The following is a 14304-nucleotide window of genomic DNA, read 5'->3' as shown; positions in this document are numbered from 1 at the left end:
GGAGGACACGTTTAAAGCGCAGGGGCACCGGCGTGTGCGATCCCTTCGATGCCGTGGCCTTCGACCGGCACGATGGCGTGTTGCTCGGGTTTGCTGAAATGGTGGTCCGGTCGGCGGCGACCCTTACGATTGAGCCTGAGACCGGAGTCGCAATGAGCATTCTCGCATTCCTCGGCGGTGGATGAAAGACTTCGGCGGCGTTGCGATTTGAGATCGCGGAGCTTGCAGCCGAGAACGATGGCCGCGAGCGTGGCGCCTACTACGTTCGCGGCCACGATCATCCAATCGCCCCGGATGGAGCCGTAGATGATCCAGAGCCCAACCGAGAGTCAGCGTCCCGAGCATGAAGAGCGACGATCGTCTGTCGAGCCGCGAGGCTACGCGCACTTGTGGACCTACGAAAGGGAGGCGAGGAAGGCCGCTATGCCGCCGATGCAGGGAGCGAAAGGATCGAGCATGGATGGCCTGCAGCAATTCGGTTCCAAAATGGGCATGAAGGGCGTCCAATGCGGCCATCAGGCGCGAGCCGCGCCGACGGTGTCGGCCATCTTCGCGCCTCGAGCGCCCATCGGTTTAGGCGCGCCGGTCGTGGTATCTCGCGCGGTCTGGTGTTCCATCTCGGCGTTCAGCTCCGCGCCGAGTAGAATCACAATGGCCGAGATCCAAAGCCACGTCATGAAGCCTATCGCTGCACCGAGCGAGCCATAGGTCGCGTTGAAAGTCCCGAAATTGGCTGCATAGAACGAGAATAGGGCAGAGGCGAAAAGCCACAGCAGCGTTGCCGCGACGCTTCCCCACGTAAGCCATCTCCAGCGCGGAGCTTCGCGGCTCGGCCCAAAGCGGTAGACGGATGACAAGGCTAGCGCGACGGCCACGAACAGAACCGGCCATCTAGCCCAGCGGATGACGAGTTCGGCAATAAGCGAAAGCCACACGTAATCCAGAACGACCGGCACCACCACCACGGCGCCGAGCGCGATAAGGACGAAAGCAATGGCAGCGACGGTGAAAGACAGAGAAATAGCGTTGAGCTTCACGAAGCCGCGCTTTTCCTGCTCGCCGTAGGCGATGTTCATCGTGTCGAACAAGGACTTCATCGCGGCATTGGCGCTCCATAGCGAAATAAAGAGCCCGATTACGAAGGTAAATCCGAGGGTTGGGTCCCCCTTCGTGGCCACGCGCGTAAGTTGCTCTCGCGCAATTTCGATGGCGCCGCCCGGGACGAAGCCGGATATCTCGTCGAGATGCTTGGCGATTGTGCTCGGGTCGGAAAAGAAGCCATAGATCGCGACGAGTGCAGCGAGGGCAGGGAATATTGCGAGGATGCTGTAGTAGGTCATGCCGGCGGCCAGAGCTAGGATCCGATGGTCGCCGATGTTGGCGAAGACGCGCAGCAGGATGTCTTTCCAGCCCTTGGCCGGAATTTCCGCAGGCGATTTAGCCTGCCGCCCGCGGTTTTCACTTTCCGTAGCCAGGGCGGATGTGGAAGCGTCGCGCTTTTCTTTGGATGGCATCGGCGATGCGTCTTCAGCATCTTCGTTCGACGGAGCGCCGCGATCGATCAGGAATGCTACGGCCAACAGGCCGAGGGCCGCAGCAATATTCCATCCGCCCGGACGTCCTTCTTCGCTACGCATGTTCTCGATCTTGGCCATCTGCTCCTCCGCAGAATCAAGACGGGCAGCGAGGAGGAGTTCCTCTAACTCCAACCTGCGGAGCGATCTGAATGCAATGTCCGGCAGCCAATCAAGGAGGCACGGCGGTTGGACGGTACAGCCTAACTTCCAGTACATCACACACTCTGGCGGGGGTGCGACCAATCCTCTTGCCGTCAACCAGCCGGGTAAGAATCTCAAGGACGCTGCGGTGTTCGGGGGGCCGACTGGTCCGCGGCCCCGCCCCCAGGTCGCGAGGCGGTCGCATGGTAGGACCGGCTGAACGCAGGGTCGTTTATCCTCCGCCGTCGAGACCATCAAAAAAAAGGCCAAAAGCCGCATGACACACCGGGAGGTGACGGTCAGCCGGCAACTGTTTCAACATTCACTTAGGAGTCCGGGCGATCTCAGCCATTCGCTCATGTGCATGCTGGTCTCGGCTTGCCGGGCCTTGCGGATTGCGTGCTCCCGCTCGATACCTGGCGGAAGCGATCGGGCCTTCTCGCGAAGGCGACCCGGCGCGGTGGCGGTCGCCAAGCTATAAATCCTCCGGCCGCCCGAACATGCACACCTTCTCGTTCCGGAGCTACGACCTCATCCTAGCCTCGCCCGAGGCCGACCTGGTGCGGGACGTCCGCTGCGACGTCGACAAGGCGCGCTCCAAGCTCAACGCCATCCAGCAGCAATTGCGGCGGGACCGGGAGTATGCGGCCGCACGCGCGGACCTGCTGACCAAGGCCGAGGTCAAGCTGAGCGCCGCGATTGCGGCCGTGCAGTCCAACCGATCGGTGGAGGTCTGAGCCATGGCAAAGGCAAAGCAGAAGCGCCGCCGCAACGTTGCCAAGCGGAGGGAAACCGCCGAGGGCCGATTGAGCGAGGACGGTGCCAGCTCAATCGCGGCACATCAGCAGCCGCCTCATGTGGCTTGCCATCGAGTCGCAGCTGGAAGCGCCTCCCAAGGTCGGGCGGACCACGACGGAAGCGTTGAGTGACTACTGCCGGGATAACCGGATCAGCTTCGACTGGATGCTCACGGGCCTCAAGAAGATGGCCGACGCGCGCTGAGCGCTTCGCGGCCACGTACGCTCAGCTTTCGCCAGAGGACTAAGCGATCATCACGGCGAAGCTTCGCCTCATACTAGCGGAGCGCGCCGAATGAAGCGGCGGGGACGAGCACACAGGAAGCGCGACCGGCAGCGGTTCCGGCGGTTGAGGCGGTAACGACGAAGGGCCCGCCGGTCCACGCCGGTGGGCCATTTCACGTCACGCCGTGATTAATCTGTAATTTCCCGTCACGGGACGACCTTTTCGCAGTTTGCGTCGTTGTCTAGGATCCTCGCTGCCATCGGGAGTTTGGGTATGACGGAACGCACGCAGCAGAATGCGGACGGGCGCAACCGAATGCTGGATGCAGCGCTCAAGGAATTGGCTAGATTCGAACGGCTGGAAAGTGAGTTCCGCAAGCGAGATCGCGAGGAGCGTGCGGCGGAACTGCGCCTGCCGCTGGATAACCTCAACGTTCATTGAGCGCAGACAAGTCAGTTTCGCAAAACTGTCGTGGCACGGTTTTAGCTTGGTCATGCGACGGGGGTCCGGCGCAGCAGCTCCCCGTCCATCGGCCTAGACCACCAGACAGGGCGGGGAGCTTGCTGCGTCATGCGCCGCCTCCGTTGGCGGCCTTTCGCAGTCGGTAAGATTCACGCTGGCGGGCCTAGTCACTCCTGGGCACTCTGATCCGCAATTGAATCGGCAGCCGGGGGAGCATTAGGGGCTGGAACCACACTGCGGCATTTCCCTTTGGCGCTGGCCCGTTTGGAGGGCGGTGGGCCTCGTTCACTTTCGTTAACTTTTTTGATGTGAGCAGTATTGACCATGTGTCCGGAACCGGACGTGCCAGACTCCTGCGATCACCGCGCGTCCCCTGTCTTATCGGTGATGAGAACGCCATTAGCGCTCCCGCCTCCTCTAGATGGAGCAGCCATGCAGCGACACCAGATCAAACAAACCACCTCCCTTGAAGAGCGTCTTGCCGAAGAAGTGAGACGCCTCCGCGAAGAAGCCGAATTGCTCCCTCATGGGCCAGTACGCGAGGCCGCCCTCCGCAGGGTGCGACAAGCCGAAACCGGCTCGCACATAAGCGAATGGCTGAGATCGCCTGGACTACGGCCGCCGGACTAATCGTGTAGTTCTCCAGAGCGCTAGCCGGCTGATGACAGGACTCCGCCTCCGTGTAACGTTGCCTACGGGCGGGGCTTGATTCGTCATGCCGGAAGCAATTCTCGCATTGCTAGGGATCGCGGCCGCGGCGCTTCTAGTGATCGCATTCTGGGGCTTGCATAAACAGGCGTGAGGCGCCGCGAACTCACGCATCGTCGCCGCAAAAGATTTGAACTATTCGCCTCCCATCCGTCTGACCTTGGGAGGCAACACAAATGATGCCAGACCAACTAGCCCGCCAAGAGCAAATTGCCCTTCGTTTGGAACAATCCAAGCGCCTGCTGCGCGGCGCGCTCGACCCAACGACCACAGAGCGCATCGGGAAGCTGATCAGCGACCTAGAGCATGAGCAAGTGGAAGAAAAAGAGAAGTAAGGCCACCTTAGTTGACGTCTCTTGGAACGACCCTCCAACCCGGAGATTGACATATCGGTCTGTGGCGTGGGCACACCTAGCGCCATCCACCCGGAAGAGCCCGTCGTCGAACGCGCGGTTGGCGATGGGCCGGTTCTCGTTCAAGGCGCCTCATTTGGCAGCCTCCCTGTCAAACAAGGCGTGGCGAGCGTCATTGATATGGGCAAGATCGGATTTGCCATCATTCTTGCTGCCGTTGCGGCGTATGCCGCGGATCACCGCTGGAATGGTGGCCACTTCAGTGAGAGCACGGCAATAGTACTGCGTCATGTGCAACACGCCTTAGGATGGTGAGAAGGGGGGACGCCCGAGGTCGCTCTGGCCGGCGATCGGCGGCATGCCGGCTACGATCACCCGGCGCTGGCCTGTTTCCCACCATAGTGAACTGATTTGATTGGGGATGGGCGCGCGGACCAATCCTAGTCCTCGGAGATGTAAATATGTTCGGGAAGATCAAAAGCTATGTATAAAACCATCCCGAAAAGGGCCGATAAAATCAAAGCTGTGCAAAGCAAAAGCAGCCCCAATGCTTGGTTCCTCAATCTGAAGTGCTAGCTAGCAGCTCGCCGCCCGCTTTCCTGGGCTAGGACTGGAAGGGTAAGAGCCAGCCCGGTTGGCCAGTTCAGTTTTATGCCGGTGAAATGGAAAAGATGACTGCCCAAAGGGGGTACTCCGTTGGGGACGGACCCGCTTCACAAAGTCGAGGAACAATACAGCAGCGTCCGAATCTATCCGTGCCCGTCAGCTTTGATCAGACGCACGTAGGTCGTCCCGCGCGTTGAGGCTGTCCGGCTGGGAATAGGGACGGTCACAGGTCAACTTCATCGATCGGCAGCCTCAAATGCGAACTGCGGAAAGCTATAGGGTGATTCTTCCGCAGTGCACCTCGTAGGCTCGCTTGAACCGTTCCTATGCAGGCTCCGCTAGTGCTGTCGGCACTGGCCTGCTTCCGGACCTCAGGGCCTAATTTGATATTCGCAGTGGCCTATTTTGCGATACGGTAGCTGCGGTGCCGCAATCCGGGTCTAGTGCTATGGCCACTCACCCCGTCCACGATTATTACCTCATCACCTCTCGACGCGGCGAATGCCAGGATCGCTGGAACTGGGAGATACGTCGCAAGAGCCAACCTCTGGGCATTAAGATGACCGGAGACGGATATCAGTCCAGCACGGCCGCGGAGTTTGCTGGCAAGCAAGCGCTCGCGGATTTTTTGTTTGACTTAGCCCAAGAAGAAAAACGGAAGTAAGGCCGCCTCAGTTGGCGGGCCCGTGGTGGCCTAGTTTGAAAAGTGCGGTGGCCTAATTTGAGTTGTGTGCACTACTGGACAGAACTCAACCGGCTACGCGTGCGTTAATAGAACATCACAGACCGGACCTCGGCTTTTATCTGTGATGAGATCGCCGATTGCGCTCCCGCCTTCCTCTAGGGAAAGGAGCGCGCCATGCAGGAACGGCGACGTTTCAAACAAATCGACCCCCTCGACAAGCGCCCTTCGGACGAGGTTGAACGTCTGAGGAAAGAAGCTCGTGGCACCCCACCTGGGGTAGCGCGTGACATGCTTCTTCGAAGAGTGCGGCTTGCGGAAACCGCTTCCCAAATTAGCGAGTGGCTCTCCTCGCCCGGCCTAAAGGCTCCGACCTAAAGATTAGGCCGCCTCGGTTGGGGACCTTTCATCGATCCCGTTTCAGCTTGCGCCGGCCCCAATGCGGCTCCTTGCCCTTTGGGTTGAACTCGGGGACGTAGCGACGGTTCATCGCCCGCATGATGCCGATCCGCGCCATCATGGTCGGGCCGCCGCGCTCGACCACTAAGAGCAATGCTTCCATCGCGGCGAGCCATTCGGGCGCGTCGTGCTCCTTCTTGGGCAAGGCGGTGATGTACTCGCCCGCGTCGAGTAGCGTCACCAAAGTGCGATCGCCAATCCTGATCGGATCCTCAAAAGGCCGCTGCCAGCCTGTCTTCATCAGTTGTGCTTTACGCTGTCCGCGATTGCGCGCTCAACTTCTGAGGCGAGAACCGTTAGGTGATCAGCCAGCCTGGTGAACAGCTCTCGTTTCTTTGGATCGGTCGCAAGGTCGCGGATGAGGGCGCACTCGGCCGCATCTGTGCGGAGCTTTTCCAACTGGGCCTGCATGTCTTTCATTGCAGCTACTCCATTCCCATCGATGGAACTCTATAGCTGACGTCCAAAAGTGAACAGACAGATTGCCGAATTTTCCTAGGGTCGGATTGCTTGGCGATCCCATTACCGCCAGGTCCTCAACGGTCCCGGCATGTAGGGGTGCTGGGACCGTTTTTTTACCGGATGGCCAAAATCGTGGCCGCGCTGCCGCCGCGCAGAATTGCGCCTCGCTTGCCGCACGCCTTGCGATGAATCTCGGCTCCAACTCGGACAGCCGGATATCGTCCGGCCATCGATCGACGTAGGCGGCCGAGAGCTTGACGTTGTGACTGCACTTGTAGTCTCGGCAAAATACGAGCAGGTCGCGCACGCCGGTCTCACGCATCTCGCCCAGCGTGATCTTGACCGGGCGGCCGTCAGCATGGTGGCCAAGCGTGTTGTGGCGTCGGTTCGGGTGAGGCATGCCGCCACCGAACCGAGGCGTCGGTCATGAGTCAAATCCACAACGGATATGGTCTTGGAACGCGCGCGAGCTACTGCGCGTCGTGGGTGTGGAAAAGCAAAGGACCGCCGGTCATGCTGGCGGGCCTGTCTGGCCGATGACAGGACTCCCGTCGGGTGTATCCGACTTCAATTTCTCTGGAGTTCGCAATCCTCAGCTGGCTAGACTGTTCACGGAACAACATTAATCAAAGTTAGTTCGGACTCCGGGGACGGGAGCCGAGCTATGTGTGAGAAGTGCACTGCCATCGATAGCAAAATCGCGCATTATAAGTGGATCGCTGAGAGCGTGACCGACCAGGCGACGCTCGACGGGATCAAAGAATTGATAAGCCAACTGAACGCTGAGAAAGCCTCGCTGCACCTCGAAAGCAACGGTCCCGCCGCATCCCACAAGGATTAAAACTCCGGGACTGGTGCCGGTTCAACGCTCGCATGATGCCGATCCAGGCGAACAGCGTGGGGCCGCCGCGCTCGACCACGAGGAGCAGAGCTTCCATCGCAGCCAGCCACTCTGGCGCGTCGTGCTCGTTGTTCGGCAGCGCCGCATGTACTCGGCCGGCATCGAGCAGCATCGCGAGAGTCCGGCCGTTCACCTCGATCGGATCCTCGAACGGCCGCGCCCAGCCCTTGGTCATTTCGTTTTCGATACTCCGCCGACGCAACATCGGAAAAAATAGCAACTCTCCGGAGGTCGTGCAGTTACATCATTAATTCATGGAGCCGACATGATCACAGCGGCCAGATGCAGAGAAATCGCAGGTCATTACAAGGCCCTTTCTTGCAATCCAAACATTTCCGAAAGTCGAGCCTTCCTCTTGAGGAACATCGCTAAGAGCTTCCTTGGTTCAGCCGGTCAACTCGATAGACTTTACGCGCTGACGAAAGACGAAGAGACTTTGACCGCATTGCCGGATCGGACAGCTGGCCAACGACCGGGCATCGATCGACAGCAGCCGGGGCTCGGAATGTCGGCACCGCGCGTGGTGCAAAAGCTCGACCCTTGACGAGCGTCCGCCCCAGGGAGTCTGGTCGGCTGCATGGGGCAGGATCAACGCATCGTCGACGAGCTCGCGATCGCCTCGGCCGCAGCGCCGTAGCTGCCGGCCAAAGCGATCAGTCCATCGCGCGCAAGAACGAGATCCGCATCGTCCGCCCAATCGAGGCAAAGCCGCCCCATCTCGCGGAGTTCAGCCGCTCGACGCCGTCTGCGAGTCCAAACGCGTTTATTGGCCATGTGTTGGACACGGAAGCGGAGGAGGGCGCTAAGTGATTGATTTCGTTGGCGCTCCCTAGCGGAATCGAACCGCTCTCTCCACCGTGAAAGGGTGGCGTCCTAACCGATAGACGAAGGGAGCAAACGCAAGGCCCCGCCGCTTTTCGCGGCACGGCCGCCGGCCGCACGAGTCGAGCCCGGCGGCCACGGCGGGCGAACGTATAATGGCCTTTGGGCCGGTCGGCAAGCCGTCCGGGAACGGTCTTTTGACCCCCGGTGGATAGCCGCCCCGGGATCATTCGGACGGCAATTTCAACCGTTTCTTAGGGTTCCCTGAGATAGCGCTGGAGCGGGAGATTTTAAGCCAATGCCACAGCCCACGAAGCGCGCGGCCCGCAAGTTGCTGTCGCGGCATGCCTGGATCACGCTCGCGGGCGGATTCGCGGCGCGGCACTGCCTGGTGGAGGATATCTCGAGCACGGGCGCGAAGATCACGACGGACGAGGATGCAAGCCAGCTCCCGGGCGTGATCCGGATGGCCTTCGCACGGGATGCGCGGACCGGGCGGAGCTGCCAGGTGATCTGGCGCCGCGGCAAATCGGCCGGCATCAGGTTCCTCTGAGGCGCCCCCGGATGGCGCCTGGCGCGGGTCCGGGCTACAAGGCGGGCATGCGCGCCACCGTCCTCATTCTCCTCTCCATCGCAGCGACGTCAGCGGCCACGGCCGAGACCTTGCGACTGCCCGCCGCCGAGGCGTCGCAGGCCGGCAAGACCCTGCCGCTGAAGGGCGCCTCCGGGTCCGCCAAGGCGGGCGCCTGCGCCTCCTATGGCCGTGGCTTCACCTGGGTCGAGGCGGCCGGGACCTGCGTCAAGATCGGCGGCTCGACCAGCGTCGATGCCGGCGTCAGGCGCTAGCGGACCATGTCGCCGGATCTGCTGCGGCCCGATTTGCTCGTTCCCGCCCTGATGTATTGCGCGCTGCTGTTGTGGGTCGGCCGCGGCCTGAGCTGGACCGCACGGCTGGCGACGGCCGTCGTCACGCTTGTGCTGATCATGTGCGTCGTCGCGGTCGAGCGCGGCTGGCGCTAGGGCCAAACAGACTCATCAAAACAAAAAAAAGTCGAAAACAACCCCATGCACAGTAGCCGTCACGTGCGGGAGTGACGCCCGACGCCTGCGCATCTGTCGCGATTCATCGCGCTCTCATCGCAGCTTAAGCCGCGTCAGCGCTCACGACATCGGCGGTGCGACAAACTGCGCAAATCCGCCCCGCTTGCCGAGCTCGGCGAGCCAGCGCGTCAGATGCGGCTGCGACGGCCGGGTGATGCCCTCGACGCCGAGCCAGCGCCGCGCATAGGCGCCGACCGCGATATCGGCGAGCGTGAACTGGTCGCCCTCCATGAAGCGGCGCGCGCTCAGCAGGCGATCGGCGATCGCCCAGACCTCGGCGGCCGCATCGGCATCCTTCTGCACCTGGATCATGTCGCGCTCGCCAGGCTGCGTGCGCACGATGCCCCAGAACACCGGGCGGTCGACCGGCTGCACCATCGACAGCGTCCAGTCGAGCCAGCGGTCGACGCCGGCGCGGCTCTTCGGTGCCTCGGGGTAGATCGGCGTGCCGCGCCCATGCGCCAGGCAGAGATAACGCATGATGGAATTGGACTCCCACAGCGTGAAGTCGCCCTCGACCAGCGTCGGTATCCGCGCATTGGGATTCATCGCGAGATAGTCGGCCTCGCGGGTCTTGCCGTATTGCATGCCGGCGTCGATCCGCTCATGGGGCAGGCCAAGCTCGGTAAGGCACCACAGCACTTTCTGCACGTTGACCGAATTGGCGCGGCCCCAGATCGTCAGCTGTGTGTCCGGCATGTTGTCCTCCCGCGGCGTTTGGCCTTGCGCGGGTGATAGCGGAATTTTATCCAGCCGACGACCGCGATTGCGGCGAGGCAATCATGCAAAAAGCTCCGCCTCAGGCGGAGCTTTCATTGCAAGGGGTCGATCAGGCGATCAGTGGCCGAAGAACAGCCACAGCAGAATGATTACCGGGATCGGCACGCCTACCATCCACAACAAAAGACCTTTTCCCATCGCGTCCTCCTCCAATTGCATTGTCGAAGAGAGAACGCGCGTGGTGGGGGCTTGTTCCAGTGGCGCGCGCGTTACCAATGGCCGGTATTCGGCATCGACGACCACGGCTCGGCCGGCGCCTTCGGCTCGCCCTTCTGGAGCAGCTCGATCGAGTGCAGATCAGGCGAGCGGACGAAGGCCATGTTGCCGTCGCGCGGCGGCCGGTTGATGGTGACGCCGGCCTTCTGCAGCTTCTCGCAAGTGGCATAGATGTCGTCGACCTCATAGGCGAGATGGCCGAAGAAGCGGTCCTCGCCGTACTTTTCCTCGTCCCAATTGTAGGTGAGTTCGACCAGCGGCGCGCCGCGCGTTTGTGGCTGCTTCTTCAGCGTCTCGAGATCGTCCGACGAACACAGGAACACCAGCGTGAAGCGCCCCTTGTCGTTCTCGATCCGCCGCACCTCCTTCAGTCCCAGCGCATCCTGATAAAACTTCAGCGCCGCATCGAGATTGCGTACGCGCAGCATGGTGTGGAGGTATCGCATTTCGGTGAACTCCTTGAGAACGTTTGTTGTTTTTCAGGCGTCAGATGCAGCCGGGGGCGATAAATAGCAGCAAAATGCAACATGGGGCAGGGTGTTGCGTGTCAATTGCGTGTCACTCGTTCGAGGCTTGTTCTAACGACCTTTTGGATGGCGCAGGCACCCATCCAGAATTCGATTTCAGTGAGGCCCCGTGTCTTAAGCCCCACGGCTCTTGTAACGCCCCTCGGGCGGGCGGCGTGGGGTCTAAGGTCTGCGAAGCAGACGGGCGTTCGATAAACCCTTCACCCGCAAGTGGGATGTAGCCAGATAATGCTCTCAGCCATTCCGTAGCCAGCAAGTGACCCTAGGACTATCCCTAGCGCCACGTAGATCCGGTATCTCAGTTTGCTCATGGGCGGCTCCGTTTTGCCCATGGGGTGGTGATTTGCGATTCGCCGTCAAGGCGTGGGTGGTCAAGCGAAATCGGCTTTTTCACCGCTTTCCCTCAACGCAAAGTTTCATCGGTGGATAGGACTCTGAAGCTTGCACTTCGGTGAATCCGAGGATGATAGATGGTCTCCGTCTAAAAAACGGAGTGATTCGCATGAAAACCCATTTGAAACGCTGGTGGGATGGCGAGTATGTCCCGCCCCAGAATGACCCTGGTAGCTCGCTGGTGTTTATGCAGGGGCACTACGAAAAGCATTGGTCGTCAAAGGCCGCGCACGTCATGGCCGAGTTCTGGCTGAAATACTGGCAGTGGTGCATGGGCTTCGGCCTGGCCGTCATCGGTCTGATCTGGAGGCACTGACTCGTGACCGATGAAAAGAAGGAGAGGCGGCTCGCCGCCGTAAGCCGCGTCCGAAATAGGGTTTTGACCCTTGAGGAGACACATCCTCACCTGAAGGAATTCGGCGAGTTCCTGGAGGACTTCAACAAGGAGACCGAGCGCGGCGCCGCTCTTGCTGCGGCCGCATTCATAGATGATCTGCTGCAGCGCATCTTGATGGCCTTCCTCGTCAACAAGTCTTCTGCCGAAAAGCTGCTTTCCGGCTTCAATGCCCCGCTATCCTCTTTCTCCGCACGAATAGCTGCTGTCCGAGCGTTGGGCCTGCTCTCTGAGGTCGAGTGCCAAGAGTGTGAATTAATTCGTAAGGTCAGGAATGAGTTCGCTCATCAGGTCAAGATGTCCTTCGACAACAAGAAAATCGAAGGGCTGTGTTCATCGATGACCTTTCGAGCCAAGCCCTACAAAGACGTAACGGTTAGCACGAGGGGGGCATTTACCACGGCGGCGGTCGCGCTGATCATCAACCTCACCAACCGTCCTAACTATGTTGCCCGTGAAAAGCTCACAGTTCGCGAGTGGCCGCGATAGCGATCTAGTTTTGGATATCTGGCTAAGGCTTAGGACGCTGGGAGGCGGCGAGGGCGCGACCCTCGTCAATAAGTTTACGCAGCATTCCAACGGCTCTGGTCACTCGTATCTGCGCCTGAGCGGTTGCGCCCTCATTCAGAGAGCGTTGTGCTCCAAGAATCTGACCATGGGCAAACTCTACCGCATTTAAGGGCACCCCCGTAGACGGTGCGGCTGGGGGCGTGGCCTCTAGGGCGTAGAAATAGTCGAGGAAAGCCCGAATGCTCGGCTTCGAGCTAAGCCTCTCTAGCCCTGTCGCAACTTTTTCCATGTCGTCGATTAGTGATTGTACCTCCGAATTACGGTGACAGTGCACTAAATTGACGTCGCGCGGTTTCGCGGTCATGATGCGGCATGGCTCGTCTTGCCCGCGTCGTCATTCCCGGTCATCCGCACCACGTCACCCAGCGCGGCAACGGCCGGTCGCGCACGTTCTTCGAGGACGGCGACTATGCGCTCTATCGCGACCTGCTTGCTGCAAATTGCGAGGAAGCCGGCGTCGAAGTGTGGGCCTGGTGCCTGATGCCAAACCACGTGCATCTCATCCTGGTGCCGTCCGACCCCGACGGTCTGCGCCGCGCGCTGGCCCGTGTGCATCGAAGCTATGCCGGAGCCGTCCAGGCGAGACGCAGGCGCACCGGCCATTTCTGGCAGGGCCGGTTCGGCGCCGTCGCCATGGACGAGCGTCATCTTGCGGCAGCGCTGCGCTACGTGTCGCTCAACCCGGTGCGGGCGCGGCTGGTGCGGCGGGCGCAGGATTGGCGGTGGGCGAGCACGCGCGCCCATTTGCGCGGGCGGGACGACGGCCTCACCGCGCTGACGCCAATCCGCGATCGCTTTCCCGACTTTGGCGATTTGCTGGCAACCGAGCCGGAGGCGGATCTGTTCGGCGCGCTGCGCTCAGCGGAGAGCATCGGCCGCCCGCTCGGCGACGACCGCTTTCTGGCTCGTATTGAGCGTCAGACCGGGCGCGTCCTCAAGCCAGCCAAGCGCGGGCCCAAGCCATCCGCGGCAGAGGATGGATGAACTCAGCTATTTAAGTGCACTGTCACCGTAATTGCCGGTACCCCTCGCCGCTGCCCTGGGAAGGTTCGCACTGATAGACGGTTAGGTGTTTTCTTTATTCTGCGTGATGAAATTGTATACCGCATCTGATTTCAGTAACTCGATCAATGCAGCGCGGGGCAGCTCATATGGGCGAGGTTTTGGTACGTTTCTTGTCGCCCACTTGTGAACTGCAATCAGTGCACGGATCGGGAAGCTAATCAGGCCCCTTTCCATAGAGTACTTCTTAGCGAGAAAGCCCCAGAAGTCCCAGAATGCGAGATTGAAAAACGCCAACAAAAATGCGACCGCCATCAACATCGGACCCCAGATGAAATCGTCGGGATCAGTTTTTTGGCCGGCTATCCAGTTGGACAGGATTAAACCTGCCATGCCTCCACCGATAGCGGCTACAAACTTAATAAGGCTCCATGCTGCCGCTTGTTGAATGGTCCGCACATAGCGTGGCGCTGTGGCTGACCCCGAGAGCGCGCTCAGAAAATAAGCCAAAACTTGGGGGGTAACCGTTATTGCAACGAAGACGCCAATTAGTTTCAGTTCGTCCCCAGTACTTGTCATGATGGCGTATAGTTGCTTGCAGTGTTCTTCGTATGAGCCGCAAACTTCAAGCAGGCCGATATTGTTCTTATGCGCAACGATGTTGGCGCCGAGAAGAATGGTGAAGAAGAACGATGCAACGAGCCAGATTGCATAAACCTCGTGAGGGTGCCGCTTGCGCATGTAGAAGATGATCGCGCACATTCCCACTAAAAATAGGCCCATGATGCCGTAGAGAAGATAGATGATGGGCGTTAGGTCGGGGAAGTTGACATCGGGGATGGACATGGTCGTGGCCTCTCGCCTAACATTGAGGATAGCGAGCCTCAGTGAGCGCTTAATGAGAGAATTTTGTGCAACCTCTTGATGTATACGACTTCTCTCCGCATCCTGCATCTGGGCGGTGAGCATGCATCCTTATCGCCCGGCGTTTTTCTCCTGGTGCATCGTCAACAACAGAAAGAAGGTGCATGGATGCAATCACACCTCCATCGAGAACAGAACGCCCAATAATCTTCAGCGCCGGCCTGGTGCGCGCGATATTGGAAGGCAGCAAAACGCAGACGC

The 14304-nt window shown here is 60.1% G+C and carries 20 protein-coding genes and 1 tRNA gene; 11 read left to right on the top strand and 10 right to left on the bottom strand.

The window, feature by feature from the left end:
• Nucleotides 1-11: 11 nt before the first annotated feature.
• Both ACPPVR_RS23585 and ACPPVR_RS23580 read right to left on the bottom strand, forming a co-directional pair.
• The gene (locus tag ACPPVR_RS23585; RefSeq protein WP_426608969.1) at nucleotides 12-281 is read right to left on the bottom strand and encodes a hypothetical protein; all 270 of its coding nucleotides are present in this window, start codon (nucleotides 279-281) and stop codon (nucleotides 12-14) included.
• A 234-nt stretch (nucleotides 282-515) separates the two neighbouring features.
• The gene (locus ACPPVR_RS23580; RefSeq protein ID WP_426608968.1) at nucleotides 516-1655 is read right to left on the bottom strand and encodes a YihY/virulence factor BrkB family protein; all 1140 of its coding nucleotides are present in this window, start codon (nucleotides 1653-1655) and stop codon (nucleotides 516-518) included.
• A 563-nt stretch (nucleotides 1656-2218) separates the two neighbouring features.
• On the opposite strand from ACPPVR_RS23580, the gene ACPPVR_RS23575 reads away from it, so the two are divergent.
• From ACPPVR_RS23575 to ACPPVR_RS23560, 4 genes are all read left to right on the top strand, one after another.
• Nucleotides 2219-2455, top strand: coding sequence for a hypothetical protein (locus tag ACPPVR_RS23575; protein WP_426608967.1), 237 nt, complete (start codon nucleotides 2219-2221; stop codon nucleotides 2453-2455).
• Between the two features lie 118 nt (nucleotides 2456-2573).
• Nucleotides 2574-2720, top strand: a complete 147-nt coding sequence (locus tag ACPPVR_RS23570; protein WP_426608966.1) for a hypothetical protein — start codon at nucleotides 2574-2576, stop codon at nucleotides 2718-2720.
• Nucleotides 2721-3014: 294 nt separating this feature from the next.
• Complete coding sequence (locus ACPPVR_RS23565) at nucleotides 3015-3182, top strand: hypothetical protein (RefSeq protein WP_426608965.1); 168 nt, start codon at nucleotides 3015-3017, stop codon at nucleotides 3180-3182.
• Between the two features lie 905 nt (nucleotides 3183-4087).
• The gene (locus ACPPVR_RS23560) at nucleotides 4088-4246 is read left to right on the top strand and encodes a hypothetical protein (RefSeq protein WP_426608964.1); all 159 of its coding nucleotides are present in this window, start codon (nucleotides 4088-4090) and stop codon (nucleotides 4244-4246) included.
• Nucleotides 4247-4396: 150 nt separating this feature from the next.
• Here the strand turns inward: ACPPVR_RS23560 and ACPPVR_RS23555 are convergent, their stop codons facing one another.
• From ACPPVR_RS23555 to ACPPVR_RS23540, 4 genes are all read right to left on the bottom strand, one after another.
• Nucleotides 4397-4555, bottom strand: a complete 159-nt coding sequence (locus tag ACPPVR_RS23555) for a hypothetical protein (protein WP_426608963.1) — start codon at nucleotides 4553-4555, stop codon at nucleotides 4397-4399.
• Between the two features lie 1403 nt (nucleotides 4556-5958).
• A complete protein-coding gene (locus ACPPVR_RS23550; protein ID WP_426608962.1) occupies nucleotides 5959-6252 on the bottom strand; it encodes a hypothetical protein in 294 nt (97 codons plus the stop codon).
• The gene (locus ACPPVR_RS23545; protein ID WP_304501303.1) at nucleotides 6252-6431 is read right to left on the bottom strand and encodes a hypothetical protein; all 180 of its coding nucleotides are present in this window, start codon (nucleotides 6429-6431) and stop codon (nucleotides 6252-6254) included. Before ACPPVR_RS23545 ends, ACPPVR_RS23550 begins: the two co-directional genes overlap by 1 nt.
• A gap of 797 nt (nucleotides 6432-7228) precedes the next feature.
• A complete protein-coding gene (locus tag ACPPVR_RS23540) occupies nucleotides 7229-7549 on the bottom strand; it encodes a hypothetical protein (RefSeq protein ID WP_426608961.1) in 321 nt (106 codons plus the stop codon).
• A gap of 90 nt (nucleotides 7550-7639) precedes the next feature.
• On the opposite strand from ACPPVR_RS23540, the gene ACPPVR_RS23535 reads away from it, so the two are divergent.
• Entirely contained in the window at nucleotides 7640-7918 is a 279-nt protein-coding gene (locus tag ACPPVR_RS23535) for a hypothetical protein (RefSeq protein WP_426608960.1), read from the top strand.
• A gap of 276 nt (nucleotides 7919-8194) precedes the next feature.
• Here ACPPVR_RS23535 and ACPPVR_RS23530 read toward each other — a convergent pair.
• Nucleotides 8195-8269 (bottom strand) — tRNA-Glu (locus tag ACPPVR_RS23530).
• Nucleotides 8270-8494: 225 nt separating this feature from the next.
• On the opposite strand from ACPPVR_RS23530, the gene ACPPVR_RS23525 reads away from it, so the two are divergent.
• The 3 genes from ACPPVR_RS23525 to ACPPVR_RS23515 are packed head-to-tail and all read left to right on the top strand — an operon-like array spanning nucleotide 8495 to nucleotide 9216.
• Nucleotides 8495-8749, top strand: coding sequence for a PilZ domain-containing protein (locus ACPPVR_RS23525; protein WP_426608959.1), 255 nt, complete (start codon nucleotides 8495-8497; stop codon nucleotides 8747-8749).
• 47 nt (nucleotides 8750-8796) lie between these two features.
• The gene (locus ACPPVR_RS23520; protein ID WP_426616168.1) at nucleotides 8797-9042 is read left to right on the top strand and encodes a hypothetical protein; all 246 of its coding nucleotides are present in this window, start codon (nucleotides 8797-8799) and stop codon (nucleotides 9040-9042) included.
• 6 nt (nucleotides 9043-9048) lie between these two features.
• Nucleotides 9049-9216 carry a hypothetical protein gene (locus tag ACPPVR_RS23515; protein WP_426608958.1) on the top strand — a complete coding sequence of 56 codons (168 nt, stop codon included), beginning with the start codon at nucleotides 9049-9051 and terminating at the stop codon, nucleotides 9214-9216.
• 141 nt (nucleotides 9217-9357) lie between these two features.
• Here the strand turns inward: ACPPVR_RS23515 and ACPPVR_RS23510 are convergent, their stop codons facing one another.
• Together ACPPVR_RS23510 and ACPPVR_RS23505 are read right to left on the bottom strand one after the other, a co-directional pair.
• Entirely contained in the window at nucleotides 9358-9996 is a 639-nt protein-coding gene (locus ACPPVR_RS23510; protein WP_426608957.1) for a glutathione S-transferase family protein, read from the bottom strand.
• A 290-nt stretch (nucleotides 9997-10286) separates the two neighbouring features.
• Nucleotides 10287-10739 carry a VOC family protein gene (locus ACPPVR_RS23505; RefSeq protein WP_426608956.1) on the bottom strand — a complete coding sequence of 151 codons (453 nt, stop codon included), beginning with the start codon at nucleotides 10737-10739 and terminating at the stop codon, nucleotides 10287-10289.
• A gap of 583 nt (nucleotides 10740-11322) precedes the next feature.
• On the opposite strand from ACPPVR_RS23505, the gene ACPPVR_RS23500 reads away from it, so the two are divergent.
• The 3 genes from ACPPVR_RS23500 (at nucleotide 11323) to ACPPVR_RS23490 (ending at nucleotide 13161) form a co-directional block, all read left to right on the top strand.
• A complete protein-coding gene (locus ACPPVR_RS23500) occupies nucleotides 11323-11529 on the top strand; it encodes a hypothetical protein (RefSeq protein WP_426608955.1) in 207 nt (68 codons plus the stop codon).
• Nucleotides 11530-11532: 3 nt separating this feature from the next.
• Nucleotides 11533-12096 carry a transcriptional regulator gene (locus tag ACPPVR_RS23495; protein WP_426608954.1) on the top strand — a complete coding sequence of 188 codons (564 nt, stop codon included), beginning with the start codon at nucleotides 11533-11535 and terminating at the stop codon, nucleotides 12094-12096.
• A 393-nt stretch (nucleotides 12097-12489) separates the two neighbouring features.
• Nucleotides 12490-13161, top strand: coding sequence for a transposase (locus ACPPVR_RS23490; RefSeq protein WP_426608953.1), 672 nt, complete (start codon nucleotides 12490-12492; stop codon nucleotides 13159-13161).
• A gap of 81 nt (nucleotides 13162-13242) precedes the next feature.
• Here the strand turns inward: ACPPVR_RS23490 and ACPPVR_RS23485 are convergent, their stop codons facing one another.
• Nucleotides 13243-14025 (bottom strand): hypothetical protein, encoded by a 783-nt coding sequence (locus ACPPVR_RS23485; protein WP_426608952.1) that lies wholly within the window; start codon nucleotides 14023-14025, stop codon nucleotides 13243-13245.
• Nucleotides 14026-14304 lie beyond the last annotated feature (279 nt).

Origin of the sequence: Bradyrhizobium sp. McL0616 (assembly GCF_049993385.1) — a bacterium.
Classification (GTDB): domain Bacteria; phylum Pseudomonadota; class Alphaproteobacteria; order Rhizobiales; family Xanthobacteraceae; genus Bradyrhizobium.
This window is presented reverse-complemented; position numbering and strand designations above follow the sequence as displayed.